General features: G+C 70.6%; 14 protein-coding genes. 3 read left to right on the forward strand and 11 right to left on the reverse strand.

Annotation, left to right across the window (positions count from 1 at the left end):
• Positions 1-6: 6 nt before the first annotated feature.
• The 7 genes from OWR29_RS19340 to OWR29_RS19370 all read right to left on the reverse strand — a co-directional run bounded on the left by OWR29_RS19340 (position 7) and on the right by OWR29_RS19370 (position 6,984).
• The gene (locus tag OWR29_RS19340) at positions 7-891 is read right to left on the reverse strand and encodes a DNA-3-methyladenine glycosylase family protein (RefSeq protein ID WP_267564450.1); all 885 of its coding nucleotides are present in this window, start codon (positions 889-891) and stop codon (positions 7-9) included.
• A gap of 284 nt (positions 892-1,175) precedes the next feature.
• The gene (locus OWR29_RS19345) at positions 1,176-2,492 is read right to left on the reverse strand and encodes a Pecanex-like protein 1 (RefSeq protein WP_267564307.1); all 1,317 of its coding nucleotides are present in this window, start codon (positions 2,490-2,492) and stop codon (positions 1,176-1,178) included.
• 42 nt (positions 2,493-2,534) lie between these two features.
• Positions 2,535-3,287, reverse strand: a complete 753-nt coding sequence (locus OWR29_RS19350) for a DUF4142 domain-containing protein (protein WP_324291251.1) — start codon at positions 3,285-3,287, stop codon at positions 2,535-2,537.
• Positions 3,288-3,375: 88 nt separating this feature from the next.
• Positions 3,376-4,089 carry a COG4315 family predicted lipoprotein gene (locus OWR29_RS19355; protein ID WP_267564451.1) on the reverse strand — a complete coding sequence of 238 codons (714 nt, stop codon included), beginning with the start codon at positions 4,087-4,089 and terminating at the stop codon, positions 3,376-3,378.
• A 210-nt stretch (positions 4,090-4,299) separates the two neighbouring features.
• Positions 4,300-5,076 (reverse strand): anti-sigma factor family protein, encoded by a 777-nt coding sequence (locus OWR29_RS19360; RefSeq protein WP_267564309.1) that lies wholly within the window; start codon positions 5,074-5,076, stop codon positions 4,300-4,302.
• Positions 5,073-5,756, reverse strand: a complete 684-nt coding sequence (locus OWR29_RS19365) for a sigma-70 family RNA polymerase sigma factor (RefSeq protein WP_267564310.1) — start codon at positions 5,754-5,756, stop codon at positions 5,073-5,075. The genes OWR29_RS19360 and OWR29_RS19365 overlap by 4 nt, the downstream gene beginning before the upstream one ends.
• A 436-nt stretch (positions 5,757-6,192) precedes the next feature.
• Entirely contained in the window at positions 6,193-6,984 is a 792-nt protein-coding gene (locus OWR29_RS19370) for a class I SAM-dependent methyltransferase (RefSeq protein ID WP_267564311.1), read from the reverse strand.
• A gap of 52 nt (positions 6,985-7,036) precedes the next feature.
• Between OWR29_RS19370 and OWR29_RS19375 the strand changes: the two genes are divergently transcribed.
• Positions 7,037-7,777, forward strand: coding sequence for a TetR/AcrR family transcriptional regulator (locus OWR29_RS19375; RefSeq protein ID WP_267564312.1), 741 nt, complete (start codon positions 7,037-7,039; stop codon positions 7,775-7,777).
• 48 nt (positions 7,778-7,825) lie between these two features.
• Here the strand turns inward: OWR29_RS19375 and OWR29_RS19380 are convergent, their stop codons facing one another.
• From OWR29_RS19380 to OWR29_RS19395, 4 genes are read right to left on the reverse strand one after another with little or no spacing between them, the layout of a single operon-like run.
• On the reverse strand, positions 7,826-8,800 hold the full coding sequence (locus tag OWR29_RS19380; protein ID WP_267564313.1) for a hypothetical protein: 975 nt from the start codon (positions 8,798-8,800) through the stop codon (positions 7,826-7,828).
• Positions 8,797-11,283 (reverse strand): AAA family ATPase, encoded by a 2,487-nt coding sequence (locus OWR29_RS19385; RefSeq protein ID WP_267564314.1) that lies wholly within the window; start codon positions 11,281-11,283, stop codon positions 8,797-8,799. Before OWR29_RS19385 ends, OWR29_RS19380 begins: the two co-directional genes overlap by 4 nt.
• Positions 11,280-12,431: an exonuclease SbcCD subunit D gene (locus tag OWR29_RS19390; protein WP_267564315.1), complete on the reverse strand. Its 1,152-nt coding sequence runs from the start codon at positions 12,429-12,431 to the stop codon at positions 11,280-11,282. Before OWR29_RS19390 ends, OWR29_RS19385 begins: the two co-directional genes overlap by 4 nt.
• Before the next feature lie 10 nt (positions 12,432-12,441).
• Positions 12,442-14,190: an ATP-binding protein gene (locus OWR29_RS19395; RefSeq protein ID WP_267564316.1), complete on the reverse strand. Its 1,749-nt coding sequence runs from the start codon at positions 14,188-14,190 to the stop codon at positions 12,442-12,444.
• A gap of 205 nt (positions 14,191-14,395) precedes the next feature.
• On the opposite strand from OWR29_RS19395, the gene OWR29_RS19400 reads away from it, so the two are divergent.
• Together OWR29_RS19400 and OWR29_RS19405 are read left to right on the forward strand one after the other, a co-directional pair.
• Positions 14,396-14,740: an ArsR/SmtB family transcription factor gene (locus OWR29_RS19400; protein WP_267564318.1), complete on the forward strand. Its 345-nt coding sequence runs from the start codon at positions 14,396-14,398 to the stop codon at positions 14,738-14,740.
• Positions 14,737-15,171: an SRPBCC family protein gene (locus OWR29_RS19405; protein WP_267564319.1), complete on the forward strand. Its 435-nt coding sequence runs from the start codon at positions 14,737-14,739 to the stop codon at positions 15,169-15,171. The genes OWR29_RS19400 and OWR29_RS19405 overlap by 4 nt, the downstream gene beginning before the upstream one ends.
• Positions 15,172-15,183 lie beyond the last annotated feature (12 nt).

The following is a 15,183-nucleotide window of genomic DNA, read 5'->3' on the forward strand; positions in this document are numbered from 1 at the left end:
GTCTTCTCAGAAACGGGCGAACGAGCGGATCGGCATGCGAGGGCCGAACTTGGGGGCGCCGATGCCGCCGTGGGCCAGCAGGTCGCACACGCGGGCACGGTGCCCGCGGAACGGCTCCAGCAGCTCCAGCATCCGGTCGTCGGTGCCGCGCGCCTCACCGGCCAGCGCCCACGCGACCGTGTTCGGGATGTGGAAGTCGCCGACGCTCACGGCATCGGCGTCACCGTAGGCCACCCGCACGACCTCGGCCGCCGTCCACACCCCGATGCCGGGCAGCGCCATCAGCCGGCGCGTGGCCTCGACCGAGTCGGCGCACTCCTCGAGGCGGGCGGCCACCACAGCCGCGCGTTGCAGGGCCTGGGTGCGGCGCTGCTCCATCCCGTACGGATGAAAGACCCAGTACGGCGTCGCGGCGATCACGGCCGGGTCGGGCGGCAGCATCAGCTCGCGCGGCCCCGGCGCCGGATCGCTGAGGTTCTGGCAGATCATGCGATACGCCCGGTGAGCCTCTTTGCCGGTGACCTTCTGCTCGAGCACGGCGCGCAGGACGCTGCGGAACACCAGGCCGGTCGACGGCATCCGGATGCCCTCGAACGTACGGGCCAGGCGTTTGACCAACGGGTGAGCGGCGGCCAGATCGAGAAAGCCGGCGACGTCGTCCCGCAGGCCGGCGATGGCGTCGGCGCGGTCGAGGATCCACTGCTCACCCGGCCCGTACCCGGTAGCGACCAGGTCTTTGCCGTCGCGCGCGAGGTGCAGGGTGGCCGGGCCTTCGGGCGTACGGGCGGTGAGCCACAGCTCGTCGCCGGTGAACACGCCGCACGGGTCGTGCCGGGGCACCAGCAGCGACCGGACCGAGGCGCCGAAGTGGTAGCGCTCCGGTGTCGTCATCCTGCGGCTCACCGGGACACTGTGCCACTTCCGCCGCCCATTGCCCACTCACCGACGGTGAACAGGCCGATGGCCCTGACCGCGCTCCCGGTCAGGGCCATCGGAGGGGACGTCCGGACACCCGAGTGGTCCGGAACGTCCTAGGAGCTACCGCTGCTGTCGTCCGTCAGGGGGAAGGGCGACCGCCCGGAGGGCGACGGGGGGTCCCTTCGGGGACGGGGCCATGTCGGTGACCCCGTCCCGTCCGGGTTCGCCTCCGGGTACGAGCGGCGAAGCTCCTTGGATCAGCGGCGTCCGCCGCGGACGGTGATGCGGACCACGTCGAAGGCCGGCGTCTGGTTGGCGCGGACCATCATCGGGATGCGGTGCGAGCCGTCACCGGCCCACGAGGCGCACTGCGCGGTGCCCGCGTTGGGCAGACCCGGGACCTGGATGTTGACCGAGTCGGGGGTCGCGCCACCACGGCTGTCCTCGGTCGCCACGAAGAACGCGGGAACCGGGTCGGGCGCCGGGGCCTCGTTGGTGTTGGCCAGCATGCGGCAGGCGGTGTGGAAGTGACCGCGGACCAGGCCGTTGGCCAGGACCGAGCTCTCCACGTAGTAGCCACCGGCGCCGGCCGCGAGGAAGCGGTCACGGATCAGGTTGCGGGTGCTGACGGTCAGCGTGAACGGCTGGTTCGGCGCCACCGAGCGCGGGGCCCGGGTGATCAGCAGCGTCGGGTTGGCGTTGGCCTCGCCGACCTCACCGAACTCGGTCGAGACGCAGTGGCTGCCTTCCTGGAAGCCGGTGTGCGGGCTCAGGTTGCTGGTGTCACAGCTGTTGGTCAGAACGCCCAGGCCGGCGCCGGGGGGCGGGGTGGTCTGCTCCTCGGTGGGCTCGGGGTCGGGCTGGTTCTCGCCGCCGTTGCCCTGCTCGCCGTTACCCTGCTCGCCGTTGCCCTGGCCGTTGTCACCGCCGTTGCCCTGCTCGCCGTTACCCTGCTCGCCGTTGCCCTGGCCGTTGTCACCGCCGTTGCCCTGCTCGCCGTTGCCCTGGCCCTCTTCGCCGTTGCCCTGGCCGTTGTCGCCGTTGCCCTGCTCGCCGTTGCCCTGGCCGTTGTCGCCATTGCCCTGGCCGTTGTCGCCGTTGCCCTCTTCGCCGTTGCCCTGACCCTCTTCGCCGGTGCCGGCGCTCGGGTCGGCGGCCGGGGCGGTCGTCGCGGCCTCGGTCGGCGGGGTCTGGTTGCCGCCGTTGTTGTTGCCGTTGTTGCCGACGTTGTTCATCACCCAGTTGCGGCAGCGCGTGCGCAGCGTCTGGGTCGACACCGTCTCGCCGGCGCCGTCGTCCGCGTGCTGGGTCACCTTGCCCCCGTTGGGGCCACCGTTGGTGGTGTAGGTGCCCTTGCGCGTCTCCGTCGAGAGCTTGGCGCGCTGCGGAGCCTGAACGTTGTCACACGCGGCCAGAGCCTTCTTCTGGTTGCGGTCGGTGCTCGCGTTGGAGACCTGGGTGACGGTCACGATGCCGCCGAAGGCCACCAGCGTGGCAGCCACCGCGATGATGCGGCGCTTGCCGGAGAACCAGTTGTTGCTCCTGGATGCGCGCCGGTACTTGGACCTTCGCATGGGGTGACACCTTTCTCTTGCGCGATGGGGACGCAGCTGGGGCTACCGCGCCCGGAAGATGCGCATGGACGTGATGACGCCGGCCACGAGCGCGGCCGCGAGGACGAGCAGGATCACGGTGGTGCTGACGCCCGGGATGCCGCCGCTGCTGCTGGCGGCCGCGAGCATCTGCCCGTCCACCGGAACCGGACCGCTGCCGGGGTTCGCGGGGGCGGGAGCTGTGGGAAGCGCCGCGTAGTCGACGATGTTGCTCGACTCCAGCAGCGTCATGTGGGTCATGACGAACTGGTTCGCCTCCTGGGCCAGCTTGCGCACGGAGTCGTTGCGCGTGGAGGCCCGGATGGTGGCGATGGCCGGGAAGATCTTGCCGTGCGCGGCCCGGAGCCGGTCGATGAAGATCTGGTCGAACGTCGTGGCGTTCGCGTCCTTCATCTCCTGCAGCCAGAACTGCTGATCGCTGTTCGGCTTGGCCGGCAGGTCGATGTTCAGCTTCTTGGCGGTGGAGCGGTCGAGCGCGTCCAGAACCACGTGCTGCTCGGCGATCGACTTGCCGATCTTCACCACGCGCGGGTCGTTCGACTTCTCCTGGGCCATGTTGCCGGCCGGGATCTCCCAGAGACCGGCCAGCCGCACCTTGATGACAAAGTCCTTGTCGGCGTCGCTGATCGCGCCGACACCCTTGTTGCTCAGGCCGTTCGACGACGGGACCGGGATCGGTCCGCTGTCGCCGGGCGCGGCCTGAGCGGGGGTGAAGGGCGCGACCAGGAACGTCAGAACCGCCGCGGAAATGCCCACCAACCAACGCGTCGAGCGGCGCGTAGAGCGAGCGGTAAGCATTTTCTCTCAACCTCCGGATCAGCGAATTCTTTAAAAGACTTTTAACTCAGTAGCTGTAGTCACTGCCCGTGCCGCCGGCGTCACCGGCGTCACCGGAATCGGCGTCGGAATCACCCGCGGAATCGTCGGCGGGCGGGGCGACCGGCTTGGACACCTTGGGCAGACAGGTCAGGTTCTTGGCGCCGTCGGGCTGAATGACGAACCAGGTCCCGTTGACGTTCTGGCCCTTCCAGTTACCGGGCTTCTTGTCACCGATGTAGGTGTAGAGCGGCCAGCCCTTGAGGGTCAGCTGCTTGGTGCCGTCGGCCCGGGTGACCGTGCCGACGAGCTTCGAGTCGACGCCCTTGAGGGTCGGCTTGCCGTCGTTGGTCAGCGAGGGCGGCCAGACCTCGGCGCAGTCACCGACACAGTTCGACTTGGCCGGGTTGTTGCCGTCGTTGTCGAAGCGGTAGAGCACGAAGCCCTCGTCGTTCGTCACGACCTTGCCCATGCGGGCCACCTTGGTGCCGGTCAGCTTCGAGGTGACCTCGTCCTCGCTGAGCTCGGGGGCGGCGTCGGCGGCGGCCGGCGGGGCCGTCGCGTCTGGGTCGGACGGGGCGCCCGTGGCGGCCGGGTCCTCCGGGCTCGCGGTGGCGCCGGCCGTGGCCGCCACATTGTCCGAGGCGGGCTCGGCGGCGTTGCCGTAGTCGGCGGCGTTGTATCCCTTCGGGGCACAGCCGGTCACTGCGAACGCCGCGGCGATTGCGGCGCCGACGACCATCAACTTTCGCTTCTCCGGTAGCACTTGCCCTCCCAGGCTTTCTGTCTGTCTGGCGTTTCCGGGCTGTAGTACGAGGGCAAGGTCGCGACGGTTGAAGAAAGTTCCCATCAATTTCCGAGTTTTTGGCGGCGGGCGGCCGGAGCTGCTTCTCTAAGAAAAAACAAAGGATCCCGGCCGTTCGGCCGGGATCCTTTATCGGTACTGAAGCGGTTACGGAACGCGAACCAGCGTCTGACCGGCGCCGCTCTCGGTGACCTCTTGCACCTGGATGTGCGCGATGTTGTCGCGCGGCGTCGAGGTGATCGCCTGCAGCAGCAGCGGCTCCGGGTTGGCCGCGGTGCCCCAGCCCCGGTCGCCCACCTTCCACGAGACGAGCGGCTCGCTCGTGCCGTCGGTGTGCACCGCGACCAGGCGGCAAACCTTGGGGCCCTGGATGTTGGAGATGGCGAACTGGATCTGCGTTCCCCAGTCCTTCTTCTCCAGACCCACCGTGGCGGCCACGCCCGTGCGCGGGTCGCTGCCGGACAGCGACTCGCCGGCCAGCGCGGTGCCGCCGATGCCGACGCCGTCCGTGTTGGGCAGCGGGTCGAGCTGGGTGCTGTCGCGCTGGGCGGTGTTCGCGGTGGCCGGGTCGCTCTTGTCGCCGAGCACCGAGCCGCCGACGAAGAACGCGCCGATCGACAGCATCGCGAAGATGACCACGGCCGCGGCCAGCGAGTAGAGCCGCCGGCTGTTGGCCCGGTGGCGCTCGCGAGAGGCCTCGCCGATCACCTTCTGCAGCATGAAGCCGTCGCGCCGGGTCTCCTCGGCGACGATCACCGAGTTCGCGTCGACGTCGGCCAGCAGATCGGCGACCTCGACGAACGACTCGAGCTCGAACGCGCATCGCGGGCATTCGATCAGATGGTCCTCGAACTGCGCGGCGTCACGTTCGTCGAGCACGCCCAAGGCGTACGACGCCACATCGAAGTGGTCTTCCTGGGTCATTCGGTCACCCCCCGCTGCTGCAACGCCGTCCGCAACGCACGCAGAGCGTAATACACCCGTGACTTGGCGGTGCCCAACGGAAGGTTGAGCTTCTCCGCCGCCTCCGGCACCGTGCGGCCCCGGAAGTACGTCTCGATGAGGATCTCGCGGTGCGACTGGCTGAGTTCGCGCAGCGCGTCGGAGACCGTCATCGACTGCAGAACGCGGTCGGTTTCATCGGACTGGGTGGGGAAGCTCTCGAGCTCACGGTCGTAGGTCTCGGCCGGCCGGGCGCTCGCGCTGCGGTGGTCGTCGATCGCGATCCGCCGCGCCACGGTCACCAGCCACGGGCGCAGCGACTGCTGCCCCTGGGCGCCGAGCCGGTGCGCGTTGCGCCAGGCCCGGAGCAACGTCTCCTGCACGATGTCCTCGGCGCGCTGGCGGTCACCACCGGTCAGGCGCAGCACGAACATCAGCAACGGCCCCGCATGCTCCTCGTAGAGCATCTTGACCAGAGTGTCCTCGTGACTGGCCCCCGCCGGGGGCGCGGCCTCATGCCGCGGCGCCTGCCGGGGAATCACTGAACCACCATCGCCCGCACTACGGCCTCCGTCGAGTGACTGCCACCGTCCACCGGAATGCTGCTGTGTCATCAGGCGCACCCCGCCTGGCGCCAGCCGATGTTCGGCCACCGCATGCATCGATACCTCCACCCGGCGTTTTCCCCGTCGCCTGAGATACGGCCGAGGACCGCCCTCGGGATCAACGCGGACGGGAAAATTTCGGGGAGCGGTCTCAAACGATCCTCCGCGGTCGTGTGGGGGGTCACGAGGCGCATCGGCAGGCGATCCGAATCAATCGATCTGCACCGATATGACAGCCAGGGCAGCCGAATAATACTCAGCCACACGGGCCCCATGAAATACGCAGTTGAGCAGGGTCGACGCACTGGCGGTGCGGCGTTACCGGAAAGTAGGCAAACGAAAACGCAGCGTCCCCGTCTCACACTTCGGGAGCGCTCCCACGGCCGCGTCTCGCCCGTTCGGAGGATGTCTGACCGTCATCCGGCCTCTTCGAGCGGTCCCCGCCCCAATCGCCCCGAAAAGCGCCTTCAGTCGGATCTAGCGCACAAATCAATCAGCGCGGCGCCGCATCCTTCGTCGCGATGGTGGCGAGCGTGGTGAAGCGCATCGGGAAGCTGCCGCCGAGGGCGTCGACGGCGGCGCCGGTGGCCGAGGAGAGCGCTTCGATCTCGTCGGCGGGCAGCGTAGTAAGCAGGCCTTGGGTGGGCAGCTGGTCGAGCCATTCGTCGCGGGTGTAGACCTGCTCCCACTCGGCCGTCCAGCGCTCGGGCGGCAGGAACGCGCCGGTCGCCGCGATCGCCTCGTCGGCCTTGTCCACGAGCATCGAATAGCCCTGGGCGGCCGAGACCATGGACCGGTAGGCCGCGGCCAGCCTGCTGCCGGGCATCAGGCGCTCGTAGATCTCGGCGAAGGCCGCGGCCGCCTCGTGTGAGGGCTGGCCGGCGTTCCAGAACAGCGCGAGGCGACCGCCGGGGCGCAGGGCCGAAGCCGCGTTGGCCGCGCCCCCCTCGGGCTCGACCCAGTGCCAGGTCTGGCCGGCCACGACGGCGTCGAAGAGGCGGCCGGCCGGATCCCACTGCTCAAAGGTGCCGACCTCGACGTCGAAGCCGTTGTCGCGGGCGAAGGCGGCCATGCGCGGGTCGGGCTCGACGCCGGTCACGTGGCTGCCCGCATCGCGCAGCTGGCGGGCCACGATGCCGGTGCCGATGCCGACGTCGAGGACCTCCGGAGCCGCCAACCGTTCGATCAGCGCGACGGGATAGCGGGGCCGGGTGCGGTCGTAGCGGGCGGCGTCGACGCCGAAGGACTCGGCCGCACGACGGTCCCGGAAGGCTGGAGTGGGCATGCGCCCACTCTAGTGGGCATGCGCCCACTCGTCGATGTGCAAGGCTGACCGGGTGCCGACCGGAGTGGCGCTGCGCGACGTCCGCCAGCAACTGTTCGACGCAGCCCAGCGTGTCCTGCTGCGGAACGGGCCGAACGCCCTGACCAGCCGAGCCGTCACAACGGAGGCCGGCTGCGCCAAGGGCGTGCTGCACCGGCACTTCACTGACTTCGACGACTTCCTGGCCGAACTGGTGCGCCGCCGCATCGCCGGTTTCCAGGCCTGGGGCGCGACCATGGTCGAGGCGGCCGGGTCGGGCCAGGTCGACGAGAACATCGCCGACCTGTTCTCGGGCATCTTCGACCCGGTCGGCCTAGCCCTGATCTCCCTGCTCCTGTCCCGCGACGACCTACGAGCCCGCGTGCGAACCAAGAGCCCAAGAACCGAGGCCCCGCGACGCGAGGCCCCGCGAAGCGAAGACCTGCGAAGCGAAGGCCCGCGAAGCGAAGGTTCGCAAGGTGAAAGCCCGCAAGGTGAAAGCCCGCGGAGCGAAAGCCCGCGAGTTGAGGGCCCGCCTTTCCTGGTCGAGGCGACCGCAGTAGTCGCCGCCTACCTGAACGCCGAACAGGCCCGGCAGCGCGTCCCCGCCGACGCGGACGTCCGCACGCTGGCGCTGGCCTTGGTCGGGGCGGCGCACCTCGTCTTCGCGGACCGCGAGGGCGACCGCCCCGGGCCGGCCGCCACCCGCCAACTCATCGCCTCAATCCTGACCGGCGCGAACGGACGCCCTCAGCAATCGCGAGCAGGCGCCTAGAGGCGGCCCACGAACCCACGCGAGCAAACGCCAAGGGCGGCTAAGGCGTCAGCGGGAGCGGGCGGTCGCGAGGGTCAGCGCCCGGTGCAGCACCCGCGAATCGCCCAGCAAGCCGCGCAGCCGTCGTTCCAGGCCGGCGATCGGCACCAGGTTCTGGGGCGCCCGCGGGTCTTTGTAGGCCGATGACGCGAACCGCGGCAGCGTCGCGCCGGACACCTCGGCCAGCTCGATCGCCTCGTCCGGGGTCAGGTCGGGTGAGCACTCCACCCGCACGATGCCCGACCAGGGCGCCCCGGAGCCGCCGGGCAGACGCAGGTACCACGACCAGCCGCCCCACACCGTGCCCAGGTGGAAGACCGGGGTTCGCTGCCCTGGTCGCAGCGACGTCACCACCGCGGTCAGCGCGGCCGGCAGGTACTGCTTCTGCTGCGTCTTGACGTAGCCGATGGTGCGCGGCAGCTGCCGCCGGTTGCGCAGCGGCCCGTCCACCACGAGCAGGTCGCGGCCGTCCGAGCTGGTGTCGCGGGCCGAGGCCGAAATCTCGATCTCGAGGGCGGTCAGCGGGCCCTGCACCGCGGCGGGCAGTTTGCTGGCCTCGCCTGTGCCGTGGATGCGGTGCACCTCGTAGACCACCGACCCGGCTCGCACGTCACCGGCCGTTGGGCTGGCGGTGAAGAGCCCCCGGCCGACCCGCGCGCCCACCAGTTCGGCCGCGCCCCGGGCCAGGTCGCACCGGACGACCCCGGCCGCGTACGAGGCGGCCAGCCCCGCGTACGACGTGCCGTCCTCCTCCGCCGTCCACAGTCCCGCGTCGTTGCGCCGGACGCCGTCGACCAGGAAGACCACGTCGGGGCACCGCACCGAGGTGGACACGTCGATCGGCGCCCACTCGGCCGCCGGCACCTCGACGTCGGTGTCGACCTGGGCGCTACTGGCCGAGGCTGGGCCGTCGCCGCCATCGGCGCCACCCTCGAACGACGAGCCGTAGGACGGATCCCACGCGTCCACGTACATGCTGGTCAAAGGCCCACCCTTGTCACGTGCGCGGTCCGCGCGTCCTTGTGCACCTCGAAGCGCACCGGCACCCGTTCGGCCAGCGCATTGACGTGGGTGACCACGCCGACCATGCGGTCGCCCCGCGCGGCCAGGTTTTCCAGGGTGGCCGCCACGACGTCGAGCGTGGCCGCGTCGAGCGTGCCGAAGCCCTCGTCGAGCACGATCGACTCGAGGCTGGCGGCCGTGGTCGACATGCCGGCCAGCTGCTCCGAGAGGGCCAGCGCCAGGGCCAGCGAGGCCTGGAACGTCTCGCCGCCGGAGAGCGTGCGCACCCCGCGCCGCAGCCCGGCGTCGTGGTGGTCGATCACGAAGAACTCGCCCTTGTCGTGGATCAGGTCGTACTGGCCGCCGGTCAGCTCGCGCAGGATCCGCGAGGCGCCGTCGACGAGCAGGTCGAGCGCCTCTTCGAGCAGCCAGCGCTCGAAGTTGTTGGCTCGCAGGTGCCCGGCCAGCGCCTTCGCCACCCGCATCTCGCGCTGAAGGGTCATCCGCTGCTCGGTGAGTTCGTGCGCCTGCTCGCGGCGGTCGACCAACCGTTGCAGGGCCGCCTCGGAGCGTTCGGCGGTGATCGCGGCGGCCCGGATCAGCGAGGCCTCGTCGGTGGCGGGCACGGCGACGCCGGCCGCCGTGAACAGCTCCGCGATCTCTTGCTGGGCGGCGACGGTGGTGCGGTGGGCGGTGGCGACCGTGCCCTCGGCCTCGTCGCGGGCGACGGCGCGCTGGGCGGCCAGCCCGGCGGCCCAGTCGACGAGTGCGCTCCACGCGCCGGCCAGGTCGTCCCGGTCGGCGGGCGGCGGCGAGAAGCGGGCGACCTGATCGCGTACGGTGTCGAACTCGCGCCAGGCCGAGCGCTGACGATCCTCGGCGGCGATGACCGCGGCCTGGGCCTGCCGGTTGGCCGCACGGGCCGTCCGCACGGCCGTGCCGGCCCGGTCGAGCAGCTTCTGCAGCCGGTCGATCTCGGCCAGCTGGCGGCGCAGCGCGTCGACACCGGGCGACTCGGTTACGGCGGCCCGCGCCTCGGCCAGCCGGGTCAGGTGGTGTTCGTGCTGGGCGCGCTTGCGTTCCAGGTTGCTCTCGAGCTTGCGGGCGATCGCGTCCTTCTGCTGCCAGGCCTTCTCGGCGATCTCGGCCGCGGCCCGCGCCGCCTTGCCACTCGTTTCGGCCGCTCGGACGGCGGATTCCTCGGGCACCGGCGGCACTGTGGTCACAGTCTGCTCGCACACCGGGCAGTGGTCGCCCGCGGCCAGATGCGCGCGCAGGGCGGCTGCCCGGTCGATGCGCTGGGCCTCGGTGTAGTCGAGCCGCGCCTGTTCCAGCAGTTGGGTCGCGCCGACCTGGGCGCTGTGCGCGATCTCGGCCGAGGCCGCCGCATCTTTGTGCTCGACCTCGGCCACGGACACCTCGCCCGCGAACCAGTCGGCCTGCCCGATCAGCTTCTCGAGCTCGGCGTGCCGGTCGAGCATGAGGTTGAGCGATCCCGCGTCGCCGGCCGCCGCCAGCTCGCCGCGGATCTTCTCTTCCTTCTCTTCCGCGCCGCGCACTTCGTCCGCGGTCTCGGTGGCCCTCGCCCTGGCCGCGGCGGTCACCCCGGCCGTTTCCACGCTTCCTTCCGGCGTACGCACGGAGGAGAGCAGCCGCACCTCGGCGCTCAGCGCATCCCGCGCCGACGCCGCCTCGGCCTCGGCCGCGCGCTTGGCCCGCAGCCCAGGCACGGCCGATTCGACGGCGACGGTCAGCTCCCGCATGCGGGCGACGTGCCGCTCGGCCGCCTCGACCGCCTCGTCGGTGGCGTCGGCCAGCGCGGCCAGATTCTGGTCGACCACGGCCAGCTTGCCCTCGGCGGTCTGGGCGCGGCCGGTGGCCCGGGTCTGCACCTCTTCGTAGACGTGCAGGCCGAGCAGGTTGACCAGGATCTGCTGGCGGGTGGCCGGCTTGGCGTGCAGGAAGTCGGCGAACTGGCCCTGCGGCAGCACGACGCAGCTGGTGAACTGCTCGAACGGCAGGCCGACGGCGTCCAGCACGGCCTGGTCCATCTCGGCCGGGGTGCCGGCCAGCACCTCGCCCAGGTCTTCCAGGTCCATGCCGGTGTCGAGCTTGGACACGTCGAAGCCGGTCGGCATGAGCTGCAAACCGGCGCCGGCCGTCTTGACGTTGCCACGGCCGTCGCGCCGGACCACGCGGGTGGCCACGTAGCGGTCGCCGGCCGACTCGAAGACGAGCCGGACCCGGGCCTCGGTGGCCGAGGGGGCGAGCGCGTTACCGATGCCGCGGGTGCCGCCCCAGCGCGGGACGGTGCCGTAGAGCGCGAACGTGATGGCGTCGAGCACCGTCGACTTGCCCGAGCCGGTCGGCCCGACCAGCGCGAAGTAGTCGGCGTCGGTGAAGTCGACGCTGGTCTCGTCCCGGAAGACGGTGAAGCCCGCCATGTCCAAGCGAATCGGCCTCATGAGTGAGTGCTCACCTCGTCATAAAGCTCGTCGAAGAGTTCGCGGACGCCGTCCTCGGCGTTGTCGCGACTGTCCAGATAGTCGCCGAAGAGTTCGCGCGGCGACCGACCGGCCCGCTGTGCCATCCGCTCCCCCGCCCGGTCGGGCATCATCTCGGGGTCGATCCGCACCTCGAGGGCGTTGGGCAGCAGCTCTTGCACGTCCTCGCGGAGGCCGACCCGTGGCTTCTCGCGCACCAGGACACGGAGCCAGGCGTCCGGAAGGTTCACCGTTGCGAGCTGTTCGAGCGTGCCGCGCACCGTGCGCAGCGCGACCGCCCCGGTGATCGGCACGTCGCGCACCCGGGCCGCCTTGTCGGTCGCCACGTCGACGATCGCCACCGACGAGACGTTCTCTTCCTCGCCGAAGTCGATGGCCAGCGGGCTGCCGCTGTACCGGGTCGGGCAGGGGGCGATCACCTGCTGGGCCCGATGCAGGTGGCCCAGGGCGACGTAGTGGGCGTTGCGCGGGAAGACGGTGGCCGGCACGGCGTAACCCATGATGGTGTGCGCCTCACGCTCGCCGCCGCCGGCCGAGGCGCCGACGATCGTGAGGTGCGCGGTCAGCAGGTTGACCACGCCGGGCTGGTCGAACTTGTCGCTGAGCCGCTCGATCAGCCGGGCGATGTGGTCGGCGTACGTCTGGGTGGCCTCGGCCGCGGTCAGCTCGTACATCTCGGCGGCCCGGATCGCGTACCGCTGGGACAGGAACGGCAGCGTCACCAGCTGCCACTTCTCGCCGCCGGCGGTCTCGCCGGTGATCAGCAGCTCGTCGGCCTTGTCGCGCACGGCGCCGCGCAGCACGATGCCGGCCGCCTCGGCCCACGGGCGCAACGCGTCCAGGGCGGGGCCGTTGTCGTGGTTGCCGCCGATGGCCACCACCTGCGCGCCCGTGTTCCGCAGCGCGGTGAGGGCCCGGGTGACCACCCGCGTGGCGTCGGCTGTGGGGGCGGCGGTGTCGTAGAGATCACCCGCGATGATCACCAGGTCGGGCTTCTCGGCCCGGGCCACGTCGACCACCTGGGCCAGCACGCGGATGTGCTCCTCGTGCCGGCCGCGGCCCTTGAGGACCTTGCCGACGTGCCAGTCGGACGTGTGCAGGATGCGCATCGCGGAAACCTTAGAACGGAATGTCGTCGTCGGACGAACCGCCGCGGGAGCCCACGACGGCGAACGGATCGGCCCCCTGGACGATGGACTTCATCGTCTCGGCGGGCGGTGGCCCGGACTCGGACTTGCGCGTGGCCCAGGCCGGGAACGGGAATTCCACGCAGAGCGGCACCGGGATGTCGGGCTGGTTGACGAACATCGTGCCGGGGCGGGCCAGCAGCGCCCGCTGGCGCATGGCCGGGGGCAGGAAGCCGTACTCGGGACGGGCCGCCTCGGCCGGATCGAGCCGGCCGACCACGCGGATGGCCGAGTTGGTCACGATGCGGCGCTCGACCTCGCTGGCCGTCTGCTGCGCGCCGATCAGGATGACCCCGAGCGAGCGGCCGCGCTCAGCGATGTCGAGCAGCACCTCTTTGATCGGGGAGGTGCCCTCGCGCGGGGCGTACTTGTTCAGCTCGTCGAGCACGACGAAGAGCAGCGGGCGGCCGGTGCCGGCCTTCTCTTTCTCTTCGAACTCGGTCTTGAGCGTCACGCCGACCACGAACCGCTGGGCGCGGTCGGGCAGGTTGTGCAGGTCGACCACGGTGACCTGGGCCGACTCGGCCGTCTTGATCGCGTGCGGGCGGCGCTGGGCCAGGTCGCCGCGGATCAGCCGGGCCAGGTCGCGCTTGCTGCCGATCAGGCGGCGGGCGAACGCGTTGACGGTGCCCATGTTGACCGCGGAGCCGGCCCACGTCGACCTGGTCTCGTCGTCGGTGAGTTGCTCGACGATGTGGTCGACCAGATCGCCGTACGAGCCGATCCGCCGCCCGTCGATGCTGATGCCGCCCTCGGCCGGGACGGCGTGCCGGTTCAGGTGGGCCGTGACCGAGTGGACGACCATCGTGTACTGCTGGCGCTCGTCGTCGGCGTCGGCGAACACGTACGGCAGCAGGCGCAGCCCGCAGAACTCCTCGAGCGTCCAGTAGAACGTGTCGACGCCGGTGAGCCGGCTGCTCACGTCGGGGGCGCCGGACGAGTCGCCGGCCCGAGGCGGGGCATAGACCCGTACGTCGGAAAACGGCGTAGCCGGAAGCTCGAGCAGCTTGTAGTTGGCCCGGGTCGCCTCGTCGAGCTTCGTGTTCGGGTGGTCGAGGAACAGCAGGTCCTCACCCTTGACGTTGAAGATCAGCGCGCGGGCGTTGGTCCCGTCGGCGCCCAGCGCGCCCGACCGGAACACCGAGTAAAGCAGGAACGTGGCGAAACTGGTCTTGGTGGCCACGCCGGAGATGCCGCTGATCGAGACGTGCGCGCCCCGGGTGCCGTCGAGGAAGTCGGCGTTGAGGAACACGGGCACGCCGTCGCGGCCGGTGCCCATCGGGATGCGCCGTTCCATGCGGTCGAAGTGCAGCGCGGCGTCGCGTGCCTCACCCGACGCGCGGTGCACGATGGCGCCGGGCGAGGGCGGAACGTACAGCTCGGGGTCGACCCGGGTGGTGGTGATCTCGGCCGCCTCTTGCACCACGGCCGGCAGCGTGCCCTCGGCGATGGCGAAGACGTCGGAGTCGAACTGGGCGCCCTCGTGCCGCGCCCGCACCTGGGTCACCACGCCGGCGATCGTGACCGGTTCGCGGTCCGGCAGATCACGCTTGGTCACCACGACGTCGTCGAGTTGCAGATAGCTGCCCTCGGACACGGCCGTCCAGAACTGGAGCGGTGTCGCATCGGCTGTACCTAGCACCCGCCCGACGGGGGAAGTTTCGTCAGACACGCCGATCATGTTGCACCAGGGGTACGACAGAACCCGCACCGCCCGTGGGTTGGCACGCGTTGTCCACAACTTCTAGTGCTCATACACAGAGTTATCCACAAGATCTTGGTCCTTTGGTGGAGGCGCGCCCATCAATGAACCGATGACTCCAGGCGTGGCGCAAATCCACAAACGAATGTTTGCTAAAGCACTCGTTTGTATTACAGTCGGCATCGTGCCTGGCTCACTCACCACTCCCAGTGCGGACCTGGACGCCGCATTCGCCGCCCTCGGCGACCCGATCCGCCGCGCTCTGGTGACTCAGCTCGCTCGTGGTGATGCGACCGTCGGAGAGCTCGCGGAACCGTTCGCCCTGACTCAGCAGGCGATCTCCCACCACATCGGTGTACTGCGGCGATGCGGCCTGGTGGAGCAACGACGGGAGGGCACGAGGCGGCCCTGCCGGCTCCAGGTCGCCCACCTCGCGCTGCTGAGCACGTGGATCGACGAGCAACGCCGGGCCTGGGACGACCGGCTCGACGCCCTCGAGCAGCACCTGGCCGACGGCGCGACCCGATGACGCGGGCGAGACTCGACGGCGACGAACTGATCGCCCGGCGCCGTCTCGCCGCCGAACCCGGACGCGTCTGGGCAGCCTTCACCACACCGGCCGGCATCGCGGCCTTCTGGGGCGGAGCACATGCCTGGGTGCCGCCCGAGTCGGTGACCGTCGATCTGCGACCCGACGGCGAGTTCGCCCTCGACACCCACGCGCCCACCGGTGCCATCCGGCGCCTGCGATTCGTGTACGTGCGCCTCGTCGCACCCCACGAGCTGGTGTTCGACGAGCCGGTCACCGGCCTCCGTACGACTGTGACCATCACGCCCGCCGCGGGTGGCTCGGACCTGACGGTTCACCAGCGCCGGCTCCCGCCCGAACTGCGGACGACGCAAGCCGCCGACGGGCTCACCTCGATCCTCGACGCGCTCGCCGCGCACCTGCAGCACTGACACTTCGGAACG

It is taken from the genome of Paractinoplanes pyxinae, from assembly GCF_026626335.1.
In the GTDB taxonomy this organism is placed as follows: Bacteria; Actinomycetota; Actinomycetes; order Mycobacteriales; family Micromonosporaceae; genus Actinoplanes; species Actinoplanes pyxinae.

Bases quoted from the DNA above. Each gene is read 5' to 3' on its own strand.
- OWR29_RS19395 (WP_267564316.1), bottom strand. From the start codon at position 14,190: ATGATCGGCGTGTCTGACGAAACTTCCCCCGTCGGGCGGGTGCTAGGT.
- OWR29_RS19360 (WP_267564309.1), bottom strand. From the start codon at position 5,076: ATGACCCAGGAAGACCACTTCGATGTGGCGTCGTACGCCTTGGGCGTG.
- OWR29_RS19405 (WP_267564319.1), top strand. From the start codon at position 14,737: ATGACGCGGGCGAGACTCGACGGCGACGAACTGATCGCCCGGCGCCGT.
- OWR29_RS19370 (WP_267564311.1), bottom strand. From the start codon at position 6,984: ATGCCCACTCCAGCCTTCCGGGACCGTCGTGCGGCCGAGTCCTTCGGC.
- OWR29_RS19355 (WP_267564451.1), bottom strand. From the start codon at position 4,089: ATGGTCGTCGGCGCCGCAATCGCCGCGGCGTTCGCAGTGACCGGCTGT.
- OWR29_RS19345 (WP_267564307.1), bottom strand. From the start codon at position 2,492: ATGCGAAGGTCCAAGTACCGGCGCGCATCCAGGAGCAACAACTGGTTC.
- OWR29_RS19385 (WP_267564314.1), bottom strand. From the start codon at position 11,283: ATGAGGCCGATTCGCTTGGACATGGCGGGCTTCACCGTCTTCCGGGAC.
- OWR29_RS19340 (WP_267564450.1), bottom strand. From the start codon at position 891: ATGACGACACCGGAGCGCTACCACTTCGGCGCCTCGGTCCGGTCGCTG.
- OWR29_RS19390 (WP_267564315.1), bottom strand. From the start codon at position 12,431: ATGCGCATCCTGCACACGTCCGACTGGCACGTCGGCAAGGTCCTCAAG.
- OWR29_RS19365 (WP_267564310.1), bottom strand. From the start codon at position 5,756: ATGCATGCGGTGGCCGAACATCGGCTGGCGCCAGGCGGGGTGCGCCTG.